The 25,088-nt window shown below is 65.3% G+C and carries 28 protein-coding genes and 1 tRNA gene; 17 read left to right on the forward strand and 12 right to left on the reverse strand.

The annotated features are described in order from the left end of the window. Positions 1-17: 17 nt before the first annotated feature. Positions 18-833, reverse strand: a complete 816-nt coding sequence (locus ML401_RS06815; protein WP_211418344.1) for a DUF2927 domain-containing protein — start codon at positions 831-833, stop codon at positions 18-20. 210 nt (positions 834-1,043) lie between these two features. Beyond that, positions 1,044-1,622 carry a L,D-transpeptidase gene (locus ML401_RS06820; RefSeq protein ID WP_194406276.1) on the reverse strand — a complete coding sequence of 193 codons (579 nt, stop codon included), beginning with the start codon at positions 1,620-1,622 and terminating at the stop codon, positions 1,044-1,046. A gap of 257 nt (positions 1,623-1,879) precedes the next feature. On the opposite strand from ML401_RS06820, the gene ML401_RS06825 reads away from it, so the two are divergent. Beyond that, positions 1,880-3,427 carry an acetolactate synthase large subunit gene (locus tag ML401_RS06825; RefSeq protein ID WP_259216365.1) on the forward strand — a complete coding sequence of 516 codons (1,548 nt, stop codon included), beginning with the start codon at positions 1,880-1,882 and terminating at the stop codon, positions 3,425-3,427. A gap of 40 nt (positions 3,428-3,467) precedes the next feature. Then, on the forward strand, positions 3,468-3,986 hold the full coding sequence (locus tag ML401_RS06830; protein WP_259216366.1) for a hypothetical protein: 519 nt from the start codon (positions 3,468-3,470) through the stop codon (positions 3,984-3,986). Between the two features lie 57 nt (positions 3,987-4,043). Here the strand turns inward: ML401_RS06830 and ML401_RS06835 are convergent, their stop codons facing one another. Continuing rightward, the gene (locus tag ML401_RS06835) at positions 4,044-4,277 is read right to left on the reverse strand and encodes a DUF3551 domain-containing protein (protein WP_211418839.1); all 234 of its coding nucleotides are present in this window, start codon (positions 4,275-4,277) and stop codon (positions 4,044-4,046) included. Positions 4,278-4,536: 259 nt separating this feature from the next. Here ML401_RS06835 and ML401_RS06840 point away from each other — a divergent pair, with 259 nt between their 5' ends. The 4 genes from ML401_RS06840 to ML401_RS06855 all read left to right on the forward strand — a co-directional run bounded on the left by ML401_RS06840 (position 4,537) and on the right by ML401_RS06855 (position 6,896). Further along, complete coding sequence (locus ML401_RS06840; protein ID WP_211418341.1) at positions 4,537-4,872, forward strand: hypothetical protein; 336 nt, start codon at positions 4,537-4,539, stop codon at positions 4,870-4,872. Between the two features lie 184 nt (positions 4,873-5,056). Continuing rightward, a complete protein-coding gene (locus ML401_RS06845) occupies positions 5,057-5,548 on the forward strand; it encodes a hypothetical protein (protein WP_285812636.1) in 492 nt (163 codons plus the stop codon). A 60-nt stretch (positions 5,549-5,608) separates the two neighbouring features. Further along, positions 5,609-6,091, forward strand: coding sequence for a transcription elongation factor GreA (gene greA, locus ML401_RS06850; RefSeq protein ID WP_194406280.1), 483 nt, complete (start codon positions 5,609-5,611; stop codon positions 6,089-6,091). A gap of 127 nt (positions 6,092-6,218) precedes the next feature. Continuing rightward, entirely contained in the window at positions 6,219-6,896 is a 678-nt protein-coding gene (locus ML401_RS06855) for a hypothetical protein (RefSeq protein ID WP_285810854.1), read from the forward strand. 17 nt (positions 6,897-6,913) lie between these two features. Here the strand turns inward: ML401_RS06855 and ML401_RS06860 are convergent, their stop codons facing one another. Further along, entirely contained in the window at positions 6,914-7,687 is a 774-nt protein-coding gene (locus ML401_RS06860; protein WP_285810856.1) for an SDR family NAD(P)-dependent oxidoreductase, read from the reverse strand. Between the two features lie 155 nt (positions 7,688-7,842). On the opposite strand from ML401_RS06860, the gene ML401_RS06865 reads away from it, so the two are divergent. Then, a complete protein-coding gene (locus ML401_RS06865; protein ID WP_212068118.1) occupies positions 7,843-8,175 on the forward strand; it encodes a hypothetical protein in 333 nt (110 codons plus the stop codon). A 178-nt stretch (positions 8,176-8,353) separates the two neighbouring features. Here ML401_RS06865 and ML401_RS06870 read toward each other — a convergent pair. The 3 genes from ML401_RS06870 to ML401_RS06880 form a co-directional block, all read right to left on the reverse strand. Beyond that, positions 8,354-8,428 (reverse strand) — tRNA-Val (locus ML401_RS06870). Between the two features lie 161 nt (positions 8,429-8,589). Next, positions 8,590-9,882 carry a hypothetical protein gene (locus ML401_RS06875; protein WP_194406284.1) on the reverse strand — a complete coding sequence of 431 codons (1,293 nt, stop codon included), beginning with the start codon at positions 9,880-9,882 and terminating at the stop codon, positions 8,590-8,592. A 119-nt stretch (positions 9,883-10,001) separates the two neighbouring features. Then, positions 10,002-10,607, reverse strand: coding sequence for a DUF1134 domain-containing protein (locus tag ML401_RS06880; RefSeq protein ID WP_194406285.1), 606 nt, complete (start codon positions 10,605-10,607; stop codon positions 10,002-10,004). 139 nt (positions 10,608-10,746) lie between these two features. Here ML401_RS06880 and ML401_RS06885 point away from each other — a divergent pair, with 139 nt between their 5' ends. Further along, entirely contained in the window at positions 10,747-11,232 is a 486-nt protein-coding gene (locus ML401_RS06885) for a YHS domain-containing (seleno)protein (RefSeq protein ID WP_211418335.1), read from the forward strand. 9 nt (positions 11,233-11,241) lie between these two features. Here the strand turns inward: ML401_RS06885 and ML401_RS06890 are convergent, their stop codons facing one another. Further along, positions 11,242-12,066 carry a 3'(2'),5'-bisphosphate nucleotidase CysQ gene (locus ML401_RS06890; RefSeq protein WP_285810860.1) on the reverse strand — a complete coding sequence of 275 codons (825 nt, stop codon included), beginning with the start codon at positions 12,064-12,066 and terminating at the stop codon, positions 11,242-11,244. A 204-nt stretch (positions 12,067-12,270) separates the two neighbouring features. On the opposite strand from ML401_RS06890, the gene chpT reads away from it, so the two are divergent. From chpT to ML401_RS06920, 6 genes are all read left to right on the forward strand, one after another. Next, positions 12,271-12,924: a histidine phosphotransferase ChpT gene (chpT, locus tag ML401_RS06895; RefSeq protein ID WP_028134580.1), complete on the forward strand. Its 654-nt coding sequence runs from the start codon at positions 12,271-12,273 to the stop codon at positions 12,922-12,924. A gap of 197 nt (positions 12,925-13,121) precedes the next feature. Then, entirely contained in the window at positions 13,122-15,911 is a 2,790-nt protein-coding gene (locus ML401_RS06900) for a hybrid sensor histidine kinase/response regulator (protein ID WP_285810864.1), read from the forward strand. Positions 15,912-15,935: 24 nt separating this feature from the next. Further along, positions 15,936-16,409, forward strand: coding sequence for a chemotaxis protein CheW (locus ML401_RS06905; protein WP_194406288.1), 474 nt, complete (start codon positions 15,936-15,938; stop codon positions 16,407-16,409). Positions 16,410-16,482: 73 nt separating this feature from the next. Further along, a complete protein-coding gene (locus tag ML401_RS06910) occupies positions 16,483-16,848 on the forward strand; it encodes a PleD family two-component system response regulator (RefSeq protein WP_007600538.1) in 366 nt (121 codons plus the stop codon). 75 nt (positions 16,849-16,923) lie between these two features. Then, the gene (locus ML401_RS06915) at positions 16,924-18,120 is read left to right on the forward strand and encodes a chemotaxis response regulator protein-glutamate methylesterase (RefSeq protein ID WP_259219124.1); all 1,197 of its coding nucleotides are present in this window, start codon (positions 16,924-16,926) and stop codon (positions 18,118-18,120) included. Further along, positions 18,117-18,989, forward strand: coding sequence for a protein-glutamate O-methyltransferase CheR (locus tag ML401_RS06920; protein ID WP_211419709.1), 873 nt, complete (start codon positions 18,117-18,119; stop codon positions 18,987-18,989). Before ML401_RS06915 ends, ML401_RS06920 begins: the two co-directional genes overlap by 4 nt. A 169-nt stretch (positions 18,990-19,158) precedes the next feature. Here ML401_RS06920 and ML401_RS06925 read toward each other — a convergent pair whose 3' ends face one another. The 4 genes from ML401_RS06925 to ctrA all read right to left on the reverse strand — a co-directional run bounded on the left by ML401_RS06925 (position 19,159) and on the right by ctrA (position 22,045). After that, entirely contained in the window at positions 19,159-20,319 is a 1,161-nt protein-coding gene (locus tag ML401_RS06925) for a glutathionylspermidine synthase family protein (protein ID WP_285810947.1), read from the reverse strand. A 58-nt stretch (positions 20,320-20,377) separates the two neighbouring features. Further along, positions 20,378-20,770 (reverse strand): hypothetical protein, encoded by a 393-nt coding sequence (locus tag ML401_RS06930; RefSeq protein WP_259219121.1) that lies wholly within the window; start codon positions 20,768-20,770, stop codon positions 20,378-20,380. Position 20,771: 1 nt separating this feature from the next. Beyond that, entirely contained in the window at positions 20,772-21,176 is a 405-nt protein-coding gene (locus ML401_RS06935; protein WP_194408189.1) for a DUF350 domain-containing protein, read from the reverse strand. A gap of 167 nt (positions 21,177-21,343) precedes the next feature. Further along, complete coding sequence (gene ctrA / locus ML401_RS06940) at positions 21,344-22,045, reverse strand: response regulator transcription factor CtrA (RefSeq protein ID WP_008138878.1); 702 nt, start codon at positions 22,043-22,045, stop codon at positions 21,344-21,346. 439 nt (positions 22,046-22,484) lie between these two features. Here ctrA and fliI point away from each other — a divergent pair, with 439 nt between their 5' ends. The 3 genes from fliI to ML401_RS06955 all read left to right on the forward strand — a co-directional run bounded on the left by fliI (position 22,485) and on the right by ML401_RS06955 (position 25,077). Continuing rightward, entirely contained in the window at positions 22,485-23,810 is a 1,326-nt protein-coding gene (gene fliI, locus ML401_RS06945; RefSeq protein ID WP_194406294.1) for a flagellar protein export ATPase FliI, read from the forward strand. A gap of 121 nt (positions 23,811-23,931) precedes the next feature. Continuing rightward, a complete protein-coding gene (fliJ, locus tag ML401_RS06950) occupies positions 23,932-24,351 on the forward strand; it encodes a flagellar export protein FliJ (protein WP_011084990.1) in 420 nt (139 codons plus the stop codon). Positions 24,352-24,531: 180 nt separating this feature from the next. Continuing rightward, positions 24,532-25,077 (forward strand): sigma-70 family RNA polymerase sigma factor, encoded by a 546-nt coding sequence (locus tag ML401_RS06955; RefSeq protein WP_194406295.1) that lies wholly within the window; start codon positions 24,532-24,534, stop codon positions 25,075-25,077. Positions 25,078-25,088 lie beyond the last annotated feature (11 nt).

Below are 25,088 nucleotides of genomic sequence, written 5' to 3' on the forward strand. Positions count from 1 at the left end.
GGGGAGAAGGAAGGCCTTCACTCCTTCAGATCATTCACCTGCTTCACCCACGCCCGCACGTCGGCGAGCACTTCGGGCAGCACCGCCTTGACCTCTTGGACGGTCATGCCGGCCCTGATGCGGGGATCGTACAGCAGGTTGAGGATGTACTGGTCGTAGACGTCGAAATAGCCCATCGAGACGTTGTCGTTGAACATGGTCCACGGCACGCTCGCGGTGTCGTTGATGGGCCCGAGCGATTGCAAGAGTTCCTCATAGGCGCAGTCGAGGAAGGTGAAATCGCCGTTGTCGACGGTGAGGATCACGTCGGAATGCTCGATCTCGAAATTGTCGTTCTTGCGGAAGCCGGACAGGCATTGCGGGTCGAGCGAGGTGCGGATCTCGCGCGCCTTCTCCGCGCCGTAGAAGCTCGAGATGGTGCGGAACAGGTCGCGGTCGCGCACCAGCTTCACGCGCACATTCGCCGCCTCGTTGCTGTCGATCATGGCGATGTCGAGATGCTGCACGCGCTTGCCGATGTCGGCCACGACCTTGGAGAGCTGCGCCTTGCGATCGGCGCGGTCGCTCTCGGCGAACACGCGCACGGGTCCGTCGAACTTGCGGATGCGGTCGACGCGGCCGGCGAGGTGGTATTCGGCGCCGAACGCCGTCTTCAGGAAGCCGTCGACGATCTCGCCGTCGGTAAAGCTCTTCTTCTCGGCGCGCTGGCGCGAGGAGATCGCGGGCAGTTCGCCCGCGGCGGCGATGGGTGCCGTGTCAGGCACGCATGTGAGCGCGGCGAGCGCCAGCAAGGCGGAGCGAAGGGCAGTCGAGGACGGATTCAATGCGCTCATCGTCGTGCGACGCTGCCGTATTCACGTGGCGCGCACAAGGCCGCAGATTCACGCGGCGTGCGGGTTCCTGCGTTGTCTGTCGCAGGAGAGCGACAGTATCGTAGGGTAGGCAAAGCGGAGCGTGCCCACCATCTCAAGATCGAGGGCACGCCTGCGGACCGCGCCTTCGCGCGATCCTCCGGCTTTGCCCCACCTTACGGCAGTCGCGCACTAGTTGTTCAGCACCACCACAGTGGTACCGACCGCAACGCGGCTATAGAGGTCCGTGACGTCGTCATTGGTCATGCGGAAGCAGCCCGAGGAGACCGCCTGGCCGATCGTCTCCGGCTCGTTGGAGCCGTGGATGCGGTAGAGCGTCGAGCCGAGATACATCGCGCGCGCGCCGAGCGGATTGTCGACGCCGCCCTTCATGTGGCGCGGCAAATCGGGACGGCGGGCCAGCATTTGCGAGGGCGGCGTCCAGTCCGGCCATTCCTTCTTGGCGGTGATCCTGTGCACCCCGCCCCAACGGAAACCGTCGCGGCCGACGCCGATGCCGTAGCGCAGCGCCTGGCCGTTCTGGAGCACCAGATACAGCCGCCGCTCCGAGGTGTTCACCACGATCGTGCCGGGGGCGTAATTGCCGTTATACATGACGGTGGTGCGGGGGACGGGATTGGCGCCGGAACGGAAGAAGTTCGGGCCGCCGCCCATGATGTCGCGCGAGTCGAACTCTTCGGCGAGCGCGCCGCCCGCAACGGCCGACAGCAATGCGATGGCGGCAATCGGCGCGGCAAAAAACCGGATCATTGTTTCCCCCAGCAAAAAATCGCTTCAACACAGGCCACAGGCCATATTTGCGGGCTTTTCGCAAGCCACGGGCCCGTGAGGGACATCATCCCGCACAGGCGTTATCAAATCGGCAACCATGCCGGCTTGCCGAAAAGCGTTAGCCAAATCGGCGCATCATCGCGCGGGGCAGGGCCGCGATGGCGGCTATTGCTTTGACCGGACGCGCGAACAATGATTGATCGGTCGGAACTCTGGATATGCTGCGGGAGCTTGGGATGAACGGTGCGGAAAGCCTGGTGCGGACGATGGTCAAGGGCGGGGTGGACATCTGCTTCTCCAACCCGGGCACCTCCGAGATGCATTTTGTCGCAGCGCTCGACCGCGTCCCCGGCATGCGCTGCGTGCTCGGCCTGTTCGAGGGCGTGGTGACCGGTGCCGCCGACGGCTATTACCGCATGAAGGGCACGCCGGCCTCGACCCTGCTGCATCTCGGTCCCGGCCTCGCCAATGGCCTTGCCAACCTGCACAACGCAAAGAAGGCCAATTCCGGCATCGTCAACATCGTCGGCCAGCATGCCGTCTACCACATCGACTACAACGCGCCGCTGACCTCGGACATCGAGGGCCTGGCCCGGCCGATGTCGTCCTGGGTCCGGACCTCACCGAATTCCAAGTCGGTTGCCGCTGACGGCGCCGCGGCGATCGCCGCCGCCAAAAGTGCACCGGGGCAGATCGCGACCCTGATCCTGCCTGCCGACACCGCCTGGAACGAGGCCGACGGCATCGCCGAGGTTCCGGCCGAGCAGCAGCGCGCGAGCTATTCGCCGCAGGCGGTCGAGCAGGCCGCCAAGATTCTGCATGGCGACGGCGAGGGCACGCTGCTCCTGATGACCGGCAGTGCGCTGAGCGAGCAGGGCCTGGCGCTGGCCGAGCGCATCGCCGCCAAGACCGGCTGCACCGTGATGGGCCCGACCTTCCGCCCCAAGATGGCGCGCGGCCGCGGCCGCTTCTCGATCGACCGCATCCATTACGTGATCGAGAACGCGCTGCCGATGCTGGCCAAGTTCCGTCACATCGTGCTGGTCGAGTCCGACGATCCCGTGGCGTTCTTCGCCTATCCGAACAAGCCGAGCATGCTCAAGCCCGAGGGCTGCGACGTCCATCGTATGACCTCCTGGGGCGAGAACTCGGTCGCAGCGCTGGAAGCGCTCGCCGGCGCGGTGAAGGCCAGCGCCAAGGACGTCAAGCCGCAGGCGGTGCAGGAACTGGTCAAGCCGACCGGCGCGCTCACCTTCGCCTCGATCGCGCAGGCGATCGCCTGTGCGATCCCCGAGAATGCGATCATGGTCGACGAGTCGCTGACCACCGGCCGCGGCTTCTTCCCGCCGACCGCGGCCGCCGCGCCGCACGACTGGCTGCAGAACATGGGTGGCTCGATCGGCTTCTCGACGCCGCTGTCGATCGGTGCCGCGATCGCCTGTCCGGACCGCAAGGTGATCACCATGGTCGGCGACGGCAGCGCGATGTACACGATCCAGTCGCTGTGGACGCAGGCGCGCGAGAACCTCAACATCGTCACCATTGTGTTCGCCAACCGCATCTACCAGATCCTGCGCGGCGAGTTCGACAATGTCGGCGCCGGCGAGCCCGGCCAGCGCGCCAACGACATGCTCAGGCTCGACCGACCGACGCTGGATTTCGTGGCGCTGGCCAAGGGCATGGGCGTGCCCGGCCGCGCCGTCACCAATGCCGACGAGTTCAACAAGGCGCTGGCCGAAGCCGTCGCCGAGCCCGGCCCGCGGCTGATCGAAGTCGTGATGTAAGGGTTTACGCAACGCGGAGCGCCGAGAGCCCGGAGGCACGATGCAGACCGAGCTGAACAAGGTGATTGCAGCGCTCCGGGACTTCTACGCCCACGAAGGCTTCCTGTTCGAGAGGGACATCGGCGAGCGCGCGGTCACGCACCGCTTCGCCATGCATCTGGAAAAGCAGTTCTCCGGCTGGTCGGTCGACTGCAATTACGACCGGCTCGGCGAGCGCACGCTGCATCTGCCGCACGGCACCATCATCTCGACCGACGATCATCTGGGGAAGTCGATCTATCCCGATGTCGTCGTGCATCAGCGCGAGATCCCGAACAATCTGCTCAGTGTGGAAATCCGCAAGGCGAGCAATCACACGCCGCTGGAGCACGACCAGCACAAGCTGCGGGCGCTGACCGACGTCCACGTCTGGTTTCCCTACTGGATCGGCGTTCTGCTGGTGCTGGACAAGGAGCGGGTGACGACGTCCGAAGTCTATGTCAGCGGCGCCGTCGACGATGCGCTGTCGCGCTGGTTCTCGTCGCGGCTCGAGGAGATCGGCCTCGGAAGCCCCGTCTAGAACAATGCGGCGTGCGCGATCATTGCGCACGCCGCCATGTCTTCAGCCGCGATGTCGTCAGTAGGAGTACGGCTGCGAATACGCGTAGCGCGGGTTGATGCCGCAATAGGCCGAGGTGCCGGAGGCCGTCGCCGCACATTGCTGGTAGCTGGCGAACTGGCAATTGCCGGGATAGCCCCAGCTGCGGCCTTGCAGGCAGTACCGGTCGCTGCCCGCCTGGGCCGGGGCGGCCGACAACGACGCGGCGATCAAGGTTGCGAATGATGCAAGCGTGAGGATGGTGCGACGCATTTCAGTCTCCTTCGATTGTAGGGTGGAACGCCGGGCCTTGGCGTTCCCGTGGCCTGTCTGACGCATGGTCATGTTGTGTTGGTCTTTCGCGATACCGGATGCGTTCGAGGCGAGGTACATCGTGACGCAGCCGGGGGCGAGCAATGTGATCTCGGCCACAGTTCTCGCGTGGGATCGGACCTAATGTCGACAGACTTGCACGCGTCGATGCCGCGGGCCTAGGTTGGCCTCATTCGGATCAGGCAATTTGGAGGTTCTGATGCAAAAGTCATACTTGCTGGCCGCGACAGCGGCGCTGGCGCTCATCATGCAAACACCGCTCGCGCTGGCCCAGACCGCGCCCGCTGCCGGCGGAACCGCTGCGCCTGCGGCGACAACCACCGCGCCGGCAACGACGGCGGCGCCGGCTGCGACCACCGACAGTTCCAGTCAGCCGACCGACTCCAAGAAGAGTGCCTCGAAGAAGCCGGCGAAGAAGAAGATGACGCGGCAGCAGGAGATCGATCACTCCGTCGACACCGGCACCGTGCCCGCGCGCTATCGCAGCTCGGTGCCCAAGCAGTACCAGCAATATATTCCGTTCGATAAGCAGTGACGGATCGCACGGCGGCGCGGGATGCCCGGCTTCGCGCCGCTGCTGCCTTCGAGGAGCGGGCTCTCGAAGCGCCCTCCGTCGAACGCCTGCGACGAACCGCCTCTGCCGGACGGAGTCCGGCGAGAGATCCCCGGTGGCGGTCTGCCAGCGCAATGCTAGAGTAGGCCGAAGCGTGGGGGGAATGATGAGTGACGACGTGAAGGATGCTGGCCTCGTGGCCATGATCAGCAGCATCCTCGGTGGCAACAAGCGCGCAGAGAATGTTGTCCCACCGCCGCTCACCGAGGGGCCGCCGACAGTGCCCTCGAATGGAGCGGATGCGGTTTCGGCGCCGACCGCCGAGGCAGCGCCGATCAGGCAAGAGCAGGAGGATGCGTCCGACGCTGCACCGGCCACCGTGGAGCCGGTCGAGCAGCCCGCAAAGATCGTCACCACGCGGGACGGCAAACAGCTGCTGCCGGCCGAAGCGATTGCCGATCTCGTGCTGGGTGAGCTGCGCAAGCTGGAGGATTTTCCGGCAACCGGCGTCTCGGTCACGGTCTATGGCTACCGGCATTGGAACGCGATGATCACCTTCGCGCCGTTCTCGACCAATTTCCAGAACGCAACGCGGTTCCGCCAAGCCCTGCCGGATATTGTCTTCAAGCTCCGTCGTTTCGTCGAACTTGAGATATAATCCGGGACAAGCGGCGGCGCCTGGCGTCGCCAACCGGAACAGTTCGACAGGATTTCTGCATTGAGCGTCGCCTTTACCAAGGAAGAAAGCGCCGAGACCGCGTCCGAGACGCTGTTGCCGGATCGCCCGATCTCGCCGCATCCCAACCTCGTGACGGAAGCCGGCCTGCAGGCGCTGCAAACGCAGCTTGCGGAGGCCCGCAAGGCCTATGAAGCCGCGCAAGCCATCGAGGACGTCAACGAGAAGCGCCGGCAATCGGCCGTGCCCTTGCGCGACGCCCGCTATCTGACGGAGCGCTTGCGCACCGCGCAGCTCGTTCCCGATCCGGCCTCAAATGATGTCGTCGCCTTCGGCAGCACGGTAACATTCAGCCGCGCTGACGGCCGCGTGCAGACCTATCGCATCGTCGGCGAGGACGAAGCCGACCCGAAGGCGGGGACGATCTCGTTCGTCGCGCCGGTCGCGAAGTCGCTGATGGGCAAGGCGGTCGGCGATGTCGTCGGAACGGGCGCGCAGGAGATCGAGATCCTGTCGATCGCGTAGCAAGGCGCAGGGCCGGCGAGAATCGCGTGGCAAAGGGCGCTATCGACAGGAGCAATCTCATTCGCCTAAAGCATGATCCGCAGCAGCGCGAGGCCGTCGTCTCCGCCAAACAAAGCTTGATGGTCGAATGAGACGGTTTCTATCGGGAGCGCTGCCGTTCTACGCGCTGGCGGGACTTGCCATGTGCATGTACCTCGTTCTCTACAGGACGAGCCTGTTCGACCTGAACGCGATCGTTCAGGGCGCGACCGGTTCATCGTGGTTTCCGGCCTTCATGTTCGTCTGCGTGCTGCTGGAAGCGGTGTTCCCGTATTTCGGCTATTTTCCCGGCACCGCCCTGATCCTGATGTCGGTGGCGCTCAATCCGAAGGCGGTGGATGGCTCCGTCTTCACCGTGGCGTGGCTCGCCATCATCCTCGGCGCCGTTCTCAGCTACGGACAGGCGCGTTTCTTCAGGCCGTTCCTGCAGCGTGTCGCCTCGAAGGCGGCCTTGCGCCGATGCGAGTCCTTGTTCGACGCCTACGGCCCTTACGCGCGCATTGCCTTGTTCGTGCATCCCAACGCCTGCGCGATGTATTTCACGGCGCTCGGACTGCTCGGCCGCAATCTGACGCGGGAGCTCGCTTATCTCTGCGTGGGTGCGGCGGCCGCCGTCGGCATCCTGTTCGTCATCGTGACCAGGCTTGTCTCGTCCGTCGGCCCCACCGATGACGGCGAATTGCAGGTGCTGCTCGCGGCAGCACTGGTCGCCATTGGAACGTTGGTCGGTCTTTACGCGGCCTGGCGGCCACAGCGGGCGGTGTGAAGCTTCGTCATCGGCCCTTACGCTTCCGGCAGCTCAACGCCCGTCAGCTTGCTCAATTGACCAATGAGCGCCTCCTGAAATTTCGGATCGGTCGCTTCACGCGCCGGCTGCTCCTGCGCGAGATGATGCCAGTAGCGCCCCGTCACCAGGGCGGCGGGCTCCTCGCTCGCGGCCAGCCAGGTTTGCGTCCGTTGCCCGGTGTCGATATCGACCGGCGCGCCCGCGCCGCCCATCCTGGTGCGCACCCATCCGGGATCGACGGCGTTGCAGAGGACGTTGGGCCAGCGCCGCGCCAGCGCGAAGGCCAGCGCGACGACGTGCAGCTTGCTCTCGGCGTAGGCCTTGGCCGCATCCCAGGGACGCCTGGTCCAGTCGAGATCGTCGAGCGAGCCCTCACCACCCCTGTGCAATCCGCTGCTGAGATACACCAGCCGGCCGGGACGCTCGATCAGCGCCGTCAGCATGTACGGTGCAAGCGTGTTGATGGCGAGCGTCTCGGCATGGCCCTCCGGCGTTGTGCCGCGGCCGGGCCGCGTGTAGACGCCGGCGTTGTGGATGATCGCGTCCATGCGCCCGATCGCGTTGACCTGGTCGGCGATGTCCTTGGTCTCGGCCGCGCTCTTGAGATCGCCGACCACGATCCCCTGGGCTCGTGACCTCACCTCGCCGAGCGCGTTGGCACGATCGGCCGAGCGCGCGTGCAGCACCACGCGGTGTCCCTGATCAAGCAGCGATTGCGCCGCCGCCCGGCCGAGCCCATCCGTGCTGCCGGTGATGAAGATGGTCGCCATGGGCTGCTCCTTGCGAATGTCTCGGCACGCGCTCTCTGGTGCCGCTTTTCTCTTCCGATCCTTGGGCGATCGAACCAAGGTCACCGCGCTCAACACTTAGTCTTGAGCTGCGTTCCGCGAAACGCCCGCAGCGGCAGGTCAATCTGGAGGCATGTGTGAGCAAGGTCAAAACTCCACAGGACAAGAAGCGCTTGAGCTATGAGCACGACCGGCGCAATACCTATGGAGAGAATCAGAAAAGCAGCCGGAAGAACATTCCGCGCAGCAAGCAGCTCTCGCACCAGGACGAGCGCCGGGCAGTGCGCCAGGCCTTGATCCCTGCGCAGGGCGATGTTCGGGACGAAGTCGCCGACGAAGCGCAGTCGGATGTCTTGCGCACAGGCCGGATCAAGAAGCTCAGCGCCTTTCGCAAATCGCCAGACCGTCCCCTGGGCGAAGTCGTCGCGCGACGATTGCGCCGGCGGAGGAGCGAACCGGCCGAGGATTAGGCCGCGCGTCAATGATGGGCCGGCCCTGAGTCCGATGACTTCGGCAAAGCCGTAACCCGTTGATCCGACTGACGTCGGCTACTGTGCATGGGGTTGTTTTCGAGTTTCTTGTTCGGGCGGTCGCCGACAGCCGTCAGGCGAGATCGTCGGTAACTGGCAGATCAAGCAGGACAATGGATGGTGGGCGCACAAGGGATCGAACCTTGGACCTCTCCCGTGTGAAGGGAACGCTCTCCCGCTGAGCTATGCGCCCGGGACCATCATGCCAACGGCCGGACCTTTTCGGCCGGCCGGCGCATCGGAGCCCGCGATTTAGAAGTGCGGGCTTGAGGTGTCAAGTTTCCAGGTGGCTCGAAGCCAGAAAAGCTTGCGGCAACCGCGCCATGCGCGGCGGAAAGGGCGGTTTCGGGCCGCTTACGCGCCCTGCTGGCGGGCGCGGGAGGCGTGGGCCTGCAGCGCCCGGATCCGCTCGGCCAGCGTTCCGCCGCCTTCGGGCAGGCTCGGCGTGCCGTTGGTGGCGGCGTCGTTGGCCGGGCGCGGCGCCGGCTTCGGCGGTTGGCCGGCCTCGGCCGCCAGCAGCGCCTCGATCGGCGAGTTCGGACCTTCGAGCTGCATCGCGAGCTTGGCCACCTCGGCGGCAATGTCGTTGATGCGCTCGCGCAACAGCGCATTCTCCATGCGTTCGGTCGCCCATGAGCTCTCGGCCTGCTGCTGGATCGCGTTGAGGTCGCGCTGCAGTTTTGCGCGCTCGTCGCGCGCGGTGCGCAGCTGCTCTTCCAGCGCGGTCTTTTCCGCGCGCAGCGCCTCCGCAGCCGCCGACGATTTGCCGCCGCTGAGGCCCGCGATCTCGACACGCAGCTCCTTCACGGTGCGCTCATTGGCCTCATTGGCCTGGCGAAGCTGGTTGTTCTCATAGTCGCGCTCGGCAAGCAGCTTGCCCTGTGTGGCGAGGCGTCCTTCGAGGTCGGCGACACGGCCCGACAGCATCTCGGCTTCCTTGACCTGCACGAGCAGCTGGCGATCGAGCTCGGTGACGCGCTGGCTCAGATTCTCGACCCGGCCGCGGGCATCGCCGAGCTCGCGCGAGGCGGTCTCCGATTCCAGACGCTCCTGCGCGAGGCGCGCCTGCGTCGCCGCGAATTCCTTCTCGGCATCGCCGACGCGATTCTTCAATTCCTCGATTTGCGCGCGCACGGCGACCAGCTCGACCTGGCGGCTCTCCGCCATCATCGAGCGGTCGGACAGTTCGGAATTGATCTTGGCGAGCTCGGCCTGCTTGTCGGTCAGCGCGATCTCGGCTTCGCGCAAGGCTTGGGTCTTGGCGTTGAATTCCTCTTCGGTGGCGCGGAGCTGCTCCTTCACCGCCTTCTCGCGCGCCTCGAGCGCGAAGATCGTGGCGTTCTTCTCGCCGAGCTCGATCTTCATGCGGTTGATGGCGTCGCTCTTCTTGCCGAGCTCGGCGAGCTGGCTCGTGGTCTTGTTCTTGAGCTGATCGACGCTCATCTCGAGCCGCCGCGCCGACATGGCGAATTCGGCGCGGAGCTGGTCCTTGTCGGCCTGGATCTCCGCCATCGACAGCGGCGTCGCGGCTTCGAGCCGGCGCGTGGTCAGGCGCACGGCGCGGTTATGCACCAGCGGCACGATGGCGAGCCCGCACAGCATCGAGAGCAGGAAACCGATCGCCAGGTACATGATCGGTTCGACCATGGGGCAGAACTCCCAAGCTTAAGGAAAAATTCACCAACGACCATGCCATGGCGGGCCGGCAAAAAGCCAGCCCCGGCCTGTCGTTAACCTTGATCCCTAACAGGATGGGAGGAGGAGACCTAGAACGGGTTCCAGGTCGCGCGCGGCGTGTATTTGAGATAGCCGATATTGGCGCCCAGCCGTAAGCCCAAGCCCGAGCGGATCGGCACCAGCACGATGTTGTTGGCGGTGAGCGCCGTCATGCCGAAGCCGCCGATGATGTAGGCCGAGCCGTCGAGGCCGGCGAAGCGCTGGTAGATCGCGTTGGTGGCGGGCAAATTGTAAACCAGCGTCATGGTGCGCGCGCCGTCGCCGCCCCAGTCGAAGCCGAGCGAGGGGCCCTGCCAGTAGACCCTGAGATCGCCGGCGTTCTTGGTGTAGAGCGTGCCTTCGCCGTAACGCAGGCCGGCAACGAACGCGCCGGAACCTTCCTCACCCAGGATGTAGCCATTGGGCAGGCCCCATTGGCTGATCGCCTTCTCGATGATGGAGGCAAGCCCGCGCGAGACGTTGCCGAAGAAACGGTGTCCGGCACCGACGAGTTCGTCCGGCCCGTAGGTGTTGGGCGTTGGGGTCCGCTGCGGCGGCGGCAGGTCCGGCGGCGGTGCGGTCTGCGCTGAAGCCGGCACGATCCAGCCGACCATCGCGGCAAGCGCGAGCGCAGCAAGGCGTGATGCGAAAGTCATGAAAGAACCCCTGGTACCGAATCCGGTCGCTTCCTTAACCTGACGCCAACAGGCATGGCTCTAGGTTGCGCCGGATGTCCCCTCGACTCGGATGTTATCCGCAGCAACTATGACGGCACAACGGCAGGAAGATAGCCCTTTGCGCCCCGGAATTGCCTTGATCCGCCTCCTCGTCTGCCTGCTGGCGGGTATATGGATCGCGGGCTCGGGGTTGCCGGCCGAGGCTGCCACCACCGAGCGGGTCGTCGTCAACCGCTTCACCGGCGTCGCCATTCAGGGCTTCGACCCCGTTGCCTATTTCGTCGATGGCGAGGCGGTGCAGGGGACGGCGGAATTCGAGGCGAACCTCTGGGGCGCGGTCTGGCGCTTCCGAAACGAGGGCAACCGGGCCTCCTTCCTGGCGCATCCCGAGGTCTATGGGCCGCAGTTCGGCGGCTACGATCCCGCCGATATCGCCCGCGGCGTCACCGTCGCCGGCAATCCCCGTTTCTTCGTGATTGCGGCGCAGCGGCTTTATTTGTTCAGCCGGGAAGCCAATCGTGACGCCTTCGCCGCCGACCCCGAACGGTTCCTCTATGAGGTCGGCAAGCGCTGGCCGGCGCTTCTGGAGCAGCTCGGTCAGTAGCGGCTTACCTCAGAGTTCTGCCGCCGCCTGCGGATCGCCCCAGGCGATGAACTCCGGGATGATGAAGCCACTGGCCGGCCGCTGGCCGAAGCGGAGCTCGCCGCCCTTGCCGTCGGTCACCCTGCCGCCGGCCGCGGTCACGACCGCAGAACCGGCCCCGACGTCCCATTCACAGGTCGGCCCGAAGCGGGGGTAGATGTCGGCGCTGCCCTCGGCGATCCGGCCGAATTTCACGGCCGAGCCGCAGGTCTTTCTCACGGCATTGGGCCTGTTATCGATGAACGCCTCGCTTTTGGAATCGCCATGCGAGCGGCTCACTGCTGCGATCCAGGGCTCGCCCCGCGCCGGCAGCTTGCGGGTGCGGATCGGCTCGGCCGCGCCGATGGTTGCGCCGTCAAACCTCACGCGCTCGGCGCCGCGGCCGACGATGCCGCGCCAGAGCACCCCGAGCGCGGGCGCACTGACGATGCCCAGCAGCGGCATGCCCGATGTCACGAGGGCGAGATTGACGGTGAACTCGTCGCGGCCGGCGACGAACTCCTTGGTGCCGTCGAGCGGATCGATCAGGAAGAAGCTGCCCTCGAACGGCGCAGAAGCGAGCTCGGTCCGCTCTTCCGAGAGCGTCGGCACGTCGCCTCCGAGCTGCGCCAGGCCCTCCGCGATGATGCGGTCGGCGGCAAGGTCGGCCTCGGTTACCGGCGAGCCGTCCTGCTTGCCGTCGACCCGCATCGCCGCGCGGTTGACGGCAAGGATCGCCTCGCCCGCCTTCACCACCAGGGCCGTCAGCGGCTCCATCAGGCCGGATGCGGCCGCGCTGTCGATGATCCGCTTCACCTGGATGCCTCAATCATCGGCAATTCGTTCCTTCTCGACTGATTCGCCCCCGAACGATTCGATTGGGCTTATGACCGCCCGGACGTGATCGCAAGCTAGCTGCCGCGGGCTGGCGAATGTTAGAACCCGCAGCATCCGTCAAGCATGCGTGATTCGCGGCGTCCAGCGCCGTGCAATTCCAGGAACCCTCCAGGACCCCTTTATATGTCTGACGCCTCGTCGCCCGCGACCGCCACTGCTCCCGATATGCTCGAACTCGCCGCGCTGTTGTGCTCGCGGGTCTGCCACGATCTCATCAGCCCTGTCGGCGCCATCGTCAACGGCCTCGAAGTGCTCGACGACGATCCCAAGCCCGAAGACCGCGAGTTCGCGCTCGACCTGATCCGCAAGAGCGCCAAGACCGCCTCCGCCCGGCTGCAGTTCTGCCGTCTCGCCTTCGGCGCGGCCGGCTCCTCCGGCGCGCAGATCGATCTCGGCGATGCCCAGACCATGGCGAAAGGCCACATCGAGGACGGCAAGTGCTCGATCACCTGGAATCTGCCGCGGCTTCTCCTGCCGAAGAACCGCGTCAAGCTGCTGCTCAACATGCTGGTCGTCGCCCAGCACACGATCCCGCGCGGCGGCATGCTGACGATCGACCCGATCGGCGAGGGCGAGACGATGAGCTTTCGCATCACCGCGACCGGCCACAATGCGCGCCTGCCGCAGAACATCTCCGAGCTGCTGAGCGGCGAGCGCGGCCCCGCCGCGGATGCGCACGCGATCCAGCCTTATTATACGCGTCTGCTGGCCCAGGCCTGCGGGCTCACCGTGAAGCTTGCGCCGGAAGGCGAAGCCATCACCGTTACCGCTTCGTAAACGGCGCGTCGCGTCCGGCCCTCTTAATCGAATCTTTACGAGGCGCTTCGACTTGTCCGGAGCGCCTTATGTCTTTGTTGGTTCCGTTCTTTTGCACATACTCAACCAATATTAAACGCTTTGCGGTGAAGCTGGCCTCATTCCGAAATGGCGCACCACGCCTCGTGCGCGCCCTCGCTGTATGAAGGCCTGTTTTCATGGATGATCTGTTGCGGGAGTTTCTGACGGAGACCAGCGAGAGCCTGGACACCGTGGACAATCAATTGGTGAAGTTCGAGCAGGAGCCGAACAACGCCAAGATCCTGGATAACATCTTCCGCCTGGTCCACACCATCAAGGGCACGTGCGGCTTCCTCGGACTGCCCCGGCTCGAAGCGCTGGCCCATGCCGGCGAGACCTTGATGGGCAAATTCCGCGACGGCATGCCGGTGACGGGCCAGGCGGTGACGGTGATCCTGTCCTCGATCGACCGCATCAAGGAGATTCTGGCAGGCCTGGAGGCAACCGAGGCCGAGCCCGAGGGGAACGACCGCGATCTCATCGACAAGCTGGAAGCGATGGTCGAGCAGGGCATGGCCGCAATGGCGGCGGGTGCTGCTGCTCCTGTTGCCGAGGCCCCGCCGCTGGCGCCGGAGGCACCTGTTGCTGCCGCGCCCGCCAAAGACCTGACCACGGGCACGCTGATCGACCAGACCCTGGAGCGTCCGTTGCGTCCGGGCGAAGTCTCGCTCGACGAGCTCGAGCGCGCCTTCCGCGAGACCGCGATCGAAGCGCCCGCGCCCGTTGCCAAGGCCGAGGCTGCGCCGGCGCCGGCCGCTGAAGCCCCGGCTCCTGCGCCCGCTGCGAAGGAAGCGGCCAAGCCCGCCAAGGAGAAGGCCGCCCCGAAGAAGTCGATGGCCGACGAGGGCGCCTCCGAAGGCGACCGCATCGCCAACCAGTCGATCCGCGTCAACGTGGATACGCTGGAGCATTTGATGACCATGGTCTCCGAGCTGGTCCTGACCCGCAACCAGCTTCTGGAGATCTCCCGCCGCAACGAGGACACCGAGTTCAAGGTGCCGTTGCAGCGCCTGTCCAACGTCACCGCCGAGCTGCAGGAAGGCGTCATGAAGACGCGCATGCAGCCGATCGGCAATGCCTGGCAGAAGCTGCCGCGCATCGTTCGCGACCTCTCGAGCGAACTCGGCAAGCAGATCGAACTCGAGATGCACGGCGCCGACACCGAGCTCGACCGCCAGGTGCTCGACCTGATCAAGGACCCGCTCACCCACATGGTGCGCAACTCCGCCGATCATGGCCTGGAGACCCCCGCCGAGCGCCTCGCCAGCGGCAAGGGCGAGCAGGGCACCATCCGCCTGTCCGCCTATCACGAGGGCGGCCACATCATCATCTGCATCGCCGACAACGGCCGCGGCCTCAACACCGAGAAGATCAAGGCCAAGGCGATCTCCTCAGGTCTCGTCACCGAGGCCGAGCTCGAGAAGATGAGCGAAGCCCAGATCCACAAGTTCATCTTCGCGCCGGGCTTCTCGACCGCCGCCGCCATCACCTCGGTCTCCGGCCGCGGCGTCGGCATGGACGTGGTGCGCACCAATATCGACCAGATCGGCGGCACCATCGACATCAAGTCGGTAGCCGGCGAGGGCTCTTCCGTCACCATCAAGATCCCGCTGACGCTGGCCATCGTCTCGGCCCTGATCGTGGAAGCCGCCGGCGACCGCTTTGCGATCCCGCAGCTCTCGGTGGTCGAGCTGGTCCGTGCCCGCGCCAACTCCGAGCACCGCATCGAGCGCATCAAGGACACCGCGGTCCTTCGCCTGCGCAACAAGCTCTTGCCGCTGATCCACCTGAAGAAGCTCCTGAAGATCGACGACGGCGCGGCCTCCGATCCCGAGAACGGCTTCATCGTGGTCACCCAGGTCGGCAGCCAGACTTTCGGCATCGTGGTCGATGGTGTCTTCCATACGGAAGAGATCGTCGTGAAGCCGATGTCCACAAAACTGCGTCACATCGACATGTTCTCCGGCAACACCATCCTGGGCGATGGCGCTGTGATCATGATCATCGACCCCAACGGCATTGCCAAGGCGCTCGGCGCCGCCGGCTCCTCGGCCCATGACATGGGCGACGAGAACGGCGCGCACCACATCGGCTCGGGCGAGCAGACCACCTCGCTCCTCGTCTTCCGCGCTGGCTCGGCGCAGCCCAAGGCGGTCCCGCTCGGGCTCGTCACGCGCCTCGAAGAGCTGCCCGCCGACAAGATCGAGTTCTCGAACGGCCGCTACATGGTGCAGTACCGCGAGCAGCTGATGCCGCTCGTCGCCATGGACGGCGTCACCATCGCAAGCCAGGGCGCCCAGCCGATCCTGGTGTTCGCCGATGACGGCCGCTCCATGGGCCTCGTCGTCGACGAGATCATCGACATCGTCGAGGAGCGCCTCAACATCGAGGTCGGCGGCTCCTCCTCCGGCATTCTCGGCTCGGCCGTGATCAAGGGCCAGGCCACCGAGGTGATCGACGTCGGCCACTTCCTGCCCATGGCGTTCTCCGACTGGTTCACCCGCAAGGAGATGAAGCCGTCGCTGCACTCGCAGTCGGTGCTCTTGGTCGACGACAGCGCGTTCTTCCGCAACATGCTGGCTCCCGTCCTCAAGGCCGCCGGCTACCGCGTCCGCACCGCGCCGACCGCGCAGGAGGGCCTGGCTGCCCTGCGCGCGCAGAGCTTCGACGTGGTGCTGACCGACATCGAGATGCCCGACATGAACGGGTTCGAGTTCGCCGAGGTGATCCGCTCGGACAACAATCTCGGCTCGATGCCGATCATCGGCCTCTCCGCGCTGGTGTCGCCGGCGGCGATCGAGCGCGGCCGTCAGGCCGGCTTCCACGACTATGTCGCCAAGTTCGACCGTCCCGGTCTGATCGCGGCGCTGAAGGAGCAGACCGCGGGCGCCGCCGGCGCCTCCGAGCTGAGCCGGGCGGCGGCGTAACCAACGGGACCAGGAGATACGCTTATGGCCACCAACAAGACCCAGTCCGCCGAAGGCGCCATGGTCGAATACGTCACCGCGATGATCGGCGGCCAGCTGTTCGGCCTGCCGATCTCCCGCGTCCAGGACGTGTTCATGCCGGAGCGCGTCACCCGCGTGCCCTTGTCCTCGCGCGAGATCGCGGGCGTGCTGAACTTGCGCGGCCGCATCGTCACCGTGGTCGACATGCGCGCCCGTCTCGGCCTGCCGCAGCCCGAGGACGGCAAGGTGCCGATGGCGGTCGGCGTCGACCTGCGCGGCGAATCCTATGGCCTGCTGATCGACCAGATCGGCGAGGTGCTGCGCCTGCCCGAGGCCGGCATGGAAGAGAACCCCGTGAACCTCGATCCCCGCATGGCCAAGCTCGCCGGCGGTGTCCACCGCCTCGACGGTCAGCTCATGGTCGTCCTCGACGTCGATCGCGTCCTCGAGCTCGCGCCCGAGATGATGGCGGCCTGATAGCGCGGCCTCGCCGCCGACGTGCCGGTAATTGGAAGTGCCCCCGCAAAAGGGGGAGGAAGCAGAGGTTCAGATGCGCACTTGTCTCGTCGTTGATGATTCCAGCGTCATCCGCAAAGTTGCGCGCCGGATCCTGGAGGGCCTCGACTTCCAGATCCTCGAAGCCGAGGACGGTGAGAAGGCGCTGGAGGCCTGCAAGCGCGGCTTGCCCGATGCGGTGCTGCTCGACTGGAACATGCCCGTGATGGATGGTTACGAGTTCCTCGGCCATCTCAGGCGCATGCCCGGCGGCGACCAGCCCAAGGTGGTGTTCTGCACCACCGAGAACGACGTCGCGCATATCGCGCGCGCGCTGCATGCCGGCGCCAACGAGTACATCATGAAGCCGTTCGACAAGGACATCGTGACGGCGAAATTCCAGGAAGTCGGCCTTATCTAAGCGATCGGCCGGAGGCCGAGCGGATCCTCCGGCGCCTGTTTTCAACTGTCTCCTTTCAGTCTGAGTTGGTGAGTAATGAGTGTTGCGTTCGCAGGTAATTCGACCACGACCGGCTCGCGCGAAGCGGGGCCGCTGCGGGTGATGATCGTCGACGACTCCGTCGTCATCCGCGGTCTGATCTCGCGCTGGGTCGGCGCCGAGCACGACATGGAAGTCGCAGCCTCGCTGCGCACCGGGCTCGAGGCGGTCAACCAGCTCGAACGCATCAACCCCGACGTTGCCGTGCTCGACATCGAGATGCCCGAGCTCGACGGCATCTCGGCGCTGCCGCAACTCCTGGCGAAGAAGCGCGATCTCGTCATCATCATGGCCTCGACGCTGACCCGCCGCAACGCGGAGATCAGCTTCAAGGCGCTGTCGCTCGGCGCGGCCGATTACATTCCGAAGCCGGAATCGACGCGCGAGGCGTCGGCCGCGGACATCTTTCATCACGACCTGATCCAGAAGATCCGCCATCTCGGCGCGCGGCTGCGCCGCAAGCCCGCGGTTGCAAGTCCGCCGCTCGCGCCTGCGAGCCCGGCTCCGGCCCTGCGCAGTCCGATTGCACGGCCGGCCGCGCCCGCATCGGCTTCCGCCGCGCCGGCCGCATCGTCAGGGGCGCTGAGCCTGCGCCCCTTCTCCAATCAGGCCCCCAAGGTGCTGCTGATCGGCTCCTCGACCGGCGGCCCGCAGGCGCTGATGGCCCTGGTCACCGAGCTCGGCCCCGTGATCGACCGCGTCCCCGTGCTGATCACCCAGCACATGCCGCCGACCTTCACGACCATCCTTGCCGAGCATCTGGCACGCTCGAGCCGCAAGCCCGCGGCCGAGGCGGTCGACGGCGAGCCGGTGAAGCCGGGACGGATCTATCTCGCGCCCGGCGGCAAGCACATGCGCGTCGCGCGCAGCGGCGTGGACACCGTGATCGCGCTCGACGACGGCCCCGCCGTCAATTTCTGCAAGCCCGCGGTCGATCCTCTCTTCACCTCCGCCATCGACATCTGGCACGGCAGCATCCTCTCCGTGATCCTGACGGGCATGGGCTCGGACGGCATGCGCGGCGGCAAGGACATCGTAGCCGCCGGCGGCAGCGTGATCGCGCAGGACGAAGCCTCCAGCGTGGTCTGGGGCATGCCGGGCGCGGCGGCCAATGCCGGCATCTGCGCGGCGGTCCTGCCGCTCAACCAGATCGGCGCCAAGGTCAACCGCCTGTTCGCGGGAGACCGCTCGTGACGCCGGTCGATTACGACTATCTGCGCAAGTTCCTGAAAGAGCGCTCCGGCCTCGATCTGTCGCCCGACAAGCAATATCTGGTCGAGAGCCGGCTGTTGCCGCTCGCGCGCAAGGCCAACCTTCCCGGCATTCCCGATCTCGTACTGAAGATCAGGAACGGTGACGGCCGGCTTGCCACCGACGTGGTCGAAGCCATGACCACCAACGAGACCTTCTTCTACCGCGACAAGATTCCGTTCGATCATCTGCGCGAGACAATTCTGCCGGGACTGACCCGGGCTCGCGCGGCGCGCAAATCCTTGCGCATCTGGTCGGCGGCGTCGTCGACGGGGCAGGAGCCCTATTCGATCGCGATGTGCATCAAGGAGATGGGCGCGGCCCTCGCCGGCTGGCGCATCGAGATCGTCGCGACCGACCTGTCGCAGGAGGTGCTGGAGAAGTCGAAGGCCGGAATCTACAGCCAGTTCGAGGTGCAGCGCGGCCTGCCGATCCAGCACCTGATGAAGTATTTCACGCAAACCGGCGAGCTGTGGCAGCTCAACGCCGACATTCGCGCGATGGTCCAGTTCCGCCAGCTCAATCTGCTGCAGGACTTCTCCCATCTCGGCACGTTCGACGTGATCTTCTGCCGCAACGTCCTGATCTATTTCGACCAGGACACCAAGGCCGTGATCTTCGAGCGGATGGCGAAGGGCCTGGAAGCCGACGGCACGCTGCTGCTCGGGGCCGCCGAATCCGTCGTCGGCATCACCGATGCGTTCCGTCCCATCACCGAGCGCCGCGGTCTCTACCAGCTCAATCCCGCACGCTCCGGCCGCCCCATGGGCGGGTTGATGCCGCAGCCGCTGAAGCTCGCCGCGGCGAGGTGAGATGCTTCTTCTTCCCTCTCCCCTTGTGGGAGAGGGTGGCTCGCCGCGATAGCGGCGAGACGGGTGAGGGGTTCTCTCCTCACGATCAGTCTTGCGAGTGGGGAGAACCCCTCATCCGGCGCTTCGCGCCACCTTCTCCCACAAGGGGAGAAGGCAAGGAATTCATCGCTCACAAAATCGCATGCGGCAGAAACCGCGAACGATTGCCCGTGATCGGGCTCTCGTCCTCGCGGATCGACAATCCGCACGGTTCGTGATTCACCAGCCAGCTTCCGATCACCGGATAGAAGCCGGAGAAATTCGGCAGCGGTGCCAGCGCCTGGCGCACGAAGCCTTCGGCGCCGTAGGGACCCGTCTGCTCGTCGAGCAGCATCCCGCCTGATACGATCGTGACATTGGCGCCTTCGCGCGACAGCAGCGGCTTGCGAACATAGGAGCTGCCGAGCTCGGCAGCGCGCGGGTCGTCCTCGAAGAACGCCGGCAGCAGATGGGGATGGTTCGGAAACATCTCCCAGAGCAGCGGCAATATGCCCTTGTTGGAGAGCACCGCCTTCCACGGCGGCTCGATCCAGCGCGTGGCTGCGTCCTTCAGCTTGGCGCCGAAGGCATCGTGGAACATCCACTCCCAGGGATAGAGCTTGAAGGCGAGCGCGATGTCGTTCTCGTCGAGATCGACGAAGCAGCCCGGCTCGTCGCGCCAGCCGACCTCTTCGATGTCGAGCAGCCTGGTCGAGAGCCCGGCCTGGCGCGCGGTGTCCTCGAGATAAGCGAGCGTGCCGGCGTCCTCTTCGTTGCCGGTGATGCCGGTGAGATGGACATGGCGGCCGCCGGCGATCTCCTTCCATGCCGCGATCAATCGCTCATGGATGGAGTTGAACTGATCGGAACGCGACGGGATGACGCGGCGCTCGATCGCCTGTTCGAGCCAGGTCCACTGAAACACCGCGGCCTCGAAGATCGAGGTCGGCGTGTCCGCATTGTATTCGAGCAGCTTGGCCGGCGACTTGCCGTCGTATTTCAGATCGAGCCGGCCATAGAGGCTGCGATCGTCGCGCTTCCAGCTCTCGGCGATCAGGCTCCAGAACGCTTCCGGAATCTGCAGGCGCCGCAAATAGCGTTCCTCGCCGATGACACGGCCGGCAAGCTCCAGGCACATCGCGTCGATCTCGCCGGTCGGCGTCTCGATGCCGCGCTCGATCTCGTCCAGCGTGAAGCCGTAATAGGCACGCTCGTCCCAATAGCGTTCGCCGTCGATGGTGTGGAAGACGAAGCCGCATTGCGCCGCGGTCTCTCGCCAGTCGTCGCGCTCCAGGCAGGTGATGCGCTGCATATTATTTCCTGCGCATGATCTTGTCGGAAAACCGGTGGCCACTTTTCCGGATCATGCGCTAGCCGCCGCCCGAAAAACCGTGACCGAACGAGCCGAAGCCGCCGCGGCTGACGCTGCTGTGGCCGGAATCGGACGACGTCCCCGACGAGGAATGGCTCGACGAGTCGCTGCTGAAGAAGCTCGATCGCGACGAGTGCGAACTGCTGCCGCTGCCCGATGAACTGCTGCTGGTGCAGGTCGTGGTGGTCTGTCCCGGCACGGCGCCGGGCGTCGGCTCGCAGGTCTGCCGCGGCATCATCGTGTAGGCGGTGGTGCCGACCGCGAGCGTGCCCATCACCAACAGCGCGACATGGCCGGAGCGCTTCACCGGCTGCTTGGTCGGCAGCGGCAATGGCTGTGGCAGGCGTGGCCGGCGCTTGCCGAAGTCGTTTTTGGAGGGTTTGTCGGCCATCTCAATAGATCATGCTGGCGGCGTTGAGCAGGCCGGCCGCGAGCGAGGACAGGCCGAGCCAGATTGCCGGCGCAAGCTCGCCGGCGGCAATCCGTTCGGACAGGTTCGGCACCGGCACGCGCACGAGAAAGAACACGATGACCTGCACGATCAGCGCGATCATGGCCCAGATCAGGCAGTCCAGCACATTGGCCGAATGCGCGATGGCGCTGACCAGTGGCGCCACGAAGCCGAGCAGGCTGAGGCCGAGCGCGATCGCGGCGGCCGGCTCGTTGTCGCGGATCAGCTGGAACTCGTTATGCGCGGTGATGCGGGTGTAGACGAACAGATACGCCACGATTGCGATCAGCCCGGTGCAGAAATAGACCAGGAAGGCGGGCAGGCCGGCCAGTGATTGCAGGATCATCGTTCCCCCATCGTGCAGCGACCATTCGTCGGCGGGGGAAGCATAGCGGTTCAAATGTTAAGCCGGAGATGAGGCGATGCCCCCAAAAACAAAACCCCGCCATTTGCGGCGGGGTCCAGCCTGGGAGGAGCGAGCCCTGTCGGGCTCGCGACGTAAACGAAAGGAGATCAGGCGGGAATGCGCTCTTCGTGCTCGTGCGGCTCGCGCAGCACGTAGCCGCGGCCCCACACGGTCTCGATGAAATTGCGGCCTTCGGAGGCGTTGGCGAGCTTCTTGCGGAGCTTGCAGATGAAGACGTCGATGATCTTCAGCTCGGGCTCGTCCATGCCGCCATAGAGGTGGTTGAGGAACATTTCCTTGGTGAGGGTCGTGCCCTTGCGGAGCGAGAGCAGCTCCAGCATCTGATATTCCTTGCCGGTCAGATGCACGCGCTGGCCGCCGACTTCCACCGTCTTGGTGTCGAGGTTGACGACGAGGTCGCCGGTCTGGATGACCGACTGGGCATGGCCCTTGGAGCGGCGCACGATCGCGTGGATGCGGGCCACCAGCTCGTCCTTGTGGAAGGGCTTGGTCATGTAGTCGTCGGCGCCGACGCCGAGACCCTTGACCTTGTCCTCGATGCCGGCGAGGCCGGAGAGGATCAGGATCGGTGTCTTGATCTTGGAGACCCGAAGCTGCTTGAGCACGTCGTAGCCGGACATGTCGGGCAGGTTGAGATCGAGAAGGATAATGTCGTAATCGTATAATTTACCGAGATCGACGCCTTCTTCCCCCAAATCGGTCGTGTAGACGTTGAAGCTCTCAGACTTCAACATCAGCTCGATCGACTGCGCGACGGCGCTGTCATCTTCAATCAGCAAAACGCGCATGCCAGTTCCCCATAGTCGCCGCTCCTGGGCGTCAGGTCGGCCGCATTCGCGGCACTCAACAAAACGCCTTTGAACAACTGATTCGGATCCTGACAACAGATGGTTAACAAATCCTGATTCTGGAACGCAAGTCCCCCGGGTGCAATTTTTATCGAATCGCCCTAAGGTCTTGCGTAAGAAGCAGCTTTCGTCACCCAGCTCCGTTCAAGTTCCACTTTAAGAGACGGGCCTAACCGACTCCCGCGACTCAGCCTTCTTCTGAAGGGGAGTCACGCTCAGTCTCAAAGACAGTGACGCAATGATTAATGATGCGGGTAAACACGAAGTTAAGCGCCGTTCAGAAATATGGCGAAACTTAAGGTTTTCACCGTGAAGTCCCGGGATCGCGCATCGCGACCCCGGGGATTACGAAGGTGCGCCCCTTAATGAAGGCCCCGCTATGAAGGCGCTTGCCGAACAGATCGGCGATATCGACGGCATCAATATCTATGGCCGTGTGGTCGGCGTGCGCGGCCTGATGGTCGAGGTGGCCGGTCCCATTCACGCGATGTCGGTCGGCGCGCGGCTCGTGATCGAGACCGGCGCCAACCGTTCGATTCCCTGCGAGGTCATCGGCTTCTCCGGCAACAATGCTGTCGTGATGCCGTTCGCCGGCCTCGATGGCGTGCGCCGCGGCTGCAAGGCCGTGATCGCCAACGCCGCCAATCTGGTGCGACCCTCGTCCGCCTGGCTCGGCCGCGTCGTCAACGCGCTGGGCGAGCCGATCGACGGCAAGGGCCCGCTGCCGCAAGGCGCGTCCCCGATGCCGTTCCGCAACACGCCGCCGCCGGCGCATTCGCGCAAGCGAGTAGGCAGCCCGCTCGATCTCGGCGTGCGCGCGATGAACACCTTCCTCACTTGTTGCCGCGGCCAGCGCATGGGCATCTTTGCAGGGTCCGGCGTCGGCAAATCGGTGCTGCTGTCGATGCTGGCGCGCAACGTCGATGCCGCGGTCAGCGTCATCGGGCTGATCGGCGAACGCGGCCGCGAGGTGCAGGAATTCCTGCAGGACGACCTCGGCGAGGAGGGTCTCGCACGCTCCGTCGTGGTGGTCGCGACCTCCGACGAGCCGGCGCTGATGCGCCGCCAGGCGGCGTATCTGACGCTCGCGGTCGCCGAATATTTTCGCGACGAGGGCCAGGACGTTCTCTGCCTGATGGATTCGGTGACGCGCTTTGCCATGGCCCAGCGCGAGATCGGCCTGTCCGCCGGCGAGCCGCCGACCGCGAAGGGCTACACGCCGACCGTCTTCACCGAGCTGCCGAAGCTGCTGGAGCGCGCCGGCCCGGGCCTCGGGGAGGGCGCCATCACCGCGATCTTCACGGTGCTGGTCGACGGCGACGACCACAACGAGCCGATCGCGGACGCCGTGCGCGGCATCCTGGACGGCCACATCGTGATGCAGCGCTCGATCGCCGAGCGCGGCCGCTATCCCGCGATCAACATCCTCAAATCCGTCTCCCGGACCATGCCGAAATCGGCCGATCCGGAATTCTGGCCCGTCATCCAGCGGGCGCGCCAGGTGATGGCGACCTATGCCGACATGGAGGAATTGATCCGGCTCGGCGCCTATCGGGCCGGCTCCAGCCCCGAGGTTGACGAGGCGATCCGCCTGCACGAGCCGCTGGAGGCCTTCCTGCGCCAGCGCAAGGACGAAAATGCATCACTGGCGGACGGCTACCGCCAGTTGGCTCACATCCTCGGTAATTTGGAAACGGAACGCTAACTTTGTCCGGTCATCATCCGATCCCACAGAGTAGCAGAACCGGTCTGGGCCCCCATTGGGCCCGTGGGGTGACCGGTATCGTCCCACGTGCAGCGGGGGGACTTCTGGGGAGTATGAGTCGATGAAGTCACGAGATACCCTCATTCGCCTGAAGAAATTTCAGGTCGACGAGAAGCGCCGCCGGGTCACCCAGATCGAGACCATGATTGCCGATTTCCAGCGGATGTCGGTCGATCTCGAGCGCGAGATCCAGACCGAGCAAGAGCGTGCCGGGATCAACGATCCCTCGCACTTCGCCTACCCGACCTACGCCAAGGCGGCGATCCAGCGCCGCGAGAACCTGACCCGCTCGGCCGACGAGCTCAAGGGCCAGCTCGACGAAGCCAAGGCCGCTTTGGCCGAGGCCTTCGAGGAGCTGAAGAAGGTCGAGCTGCTCGACGAGCGCGACCAGGCCCGCGAACGCGCCGAAGAGAACGCCCGCGAGCAGGCCGACCTCGACAGCATCGGCCTGATGCGCGCCCGCATCGGCGCCGTCGCCTAACGGCACCATCCGCCAGATCATCCTGGAATTTGCCAAACCCGGACCCGCAAGGTCCGGGTTTTCGCTTGCGCTGTCCACAGCGTGGCGCCGCGCCCCTTGGTGGTCGGCTTTGTCGCGCGCTATGGTGGTGCGGTGCCCGGGCTTTCGCGGAACGCGACGGGCCGCGTGTCGGGGGGCTGAATGCTGACGCCAGCAGAGCTGGTCGGGTTGATCGAGGCGGTGGCGAAGGGCGATCAGGCCGCGTTCGAGCGCCTTTACGCCGCCACGCGCGCGAAACTCTTTGGCGTCGTGCTCCGTATCTTGCGCCGACAGGATCTCGCAGAGGAGGTCATTCAGGAGACCTACGTCAAGATTTGGAACAGTGCCGGCCGGTTCGATCCGGCGCTGTCGTCGCCGATCACGTGGATGGCCTCGATTGCGCGCAACCGTGCGATCGACATCGTGCGCAAGAAGTCGGAGGTCTCCATCGAGGAAGAGCCTCAGGCGATGGAGGTCGCGGCCGACAGCCCCGACCCGCTGGCGCGCCGGGAGATGACCGAAGAGCTGAAGCGGCTCTTGGAATGCGTCGGCCGGCTCGAGCCGGACCGTCAGCGGCTCGTGCTTCTTGCCTATTACAACGGCTGGAGCCGCGAGCAATTGGCGGAGAAATTCTCAGCCCCGGTCAACACGGTGAAGACGTGGCTGCGGCGCAGCATGTTGGATATTCGCGAATGCCTCGGACTATGAGGGTGTTCATT

The sequence above is a fragment of the Bradyrhizobium sp. 62B genome (assembly GCF_030272265.2).
GTDB lineage: Bacteria > Pseudomonadota > Alphaproteobacteria > Rhizobiales > Xanthobacteraceae > Bradyrhizobium.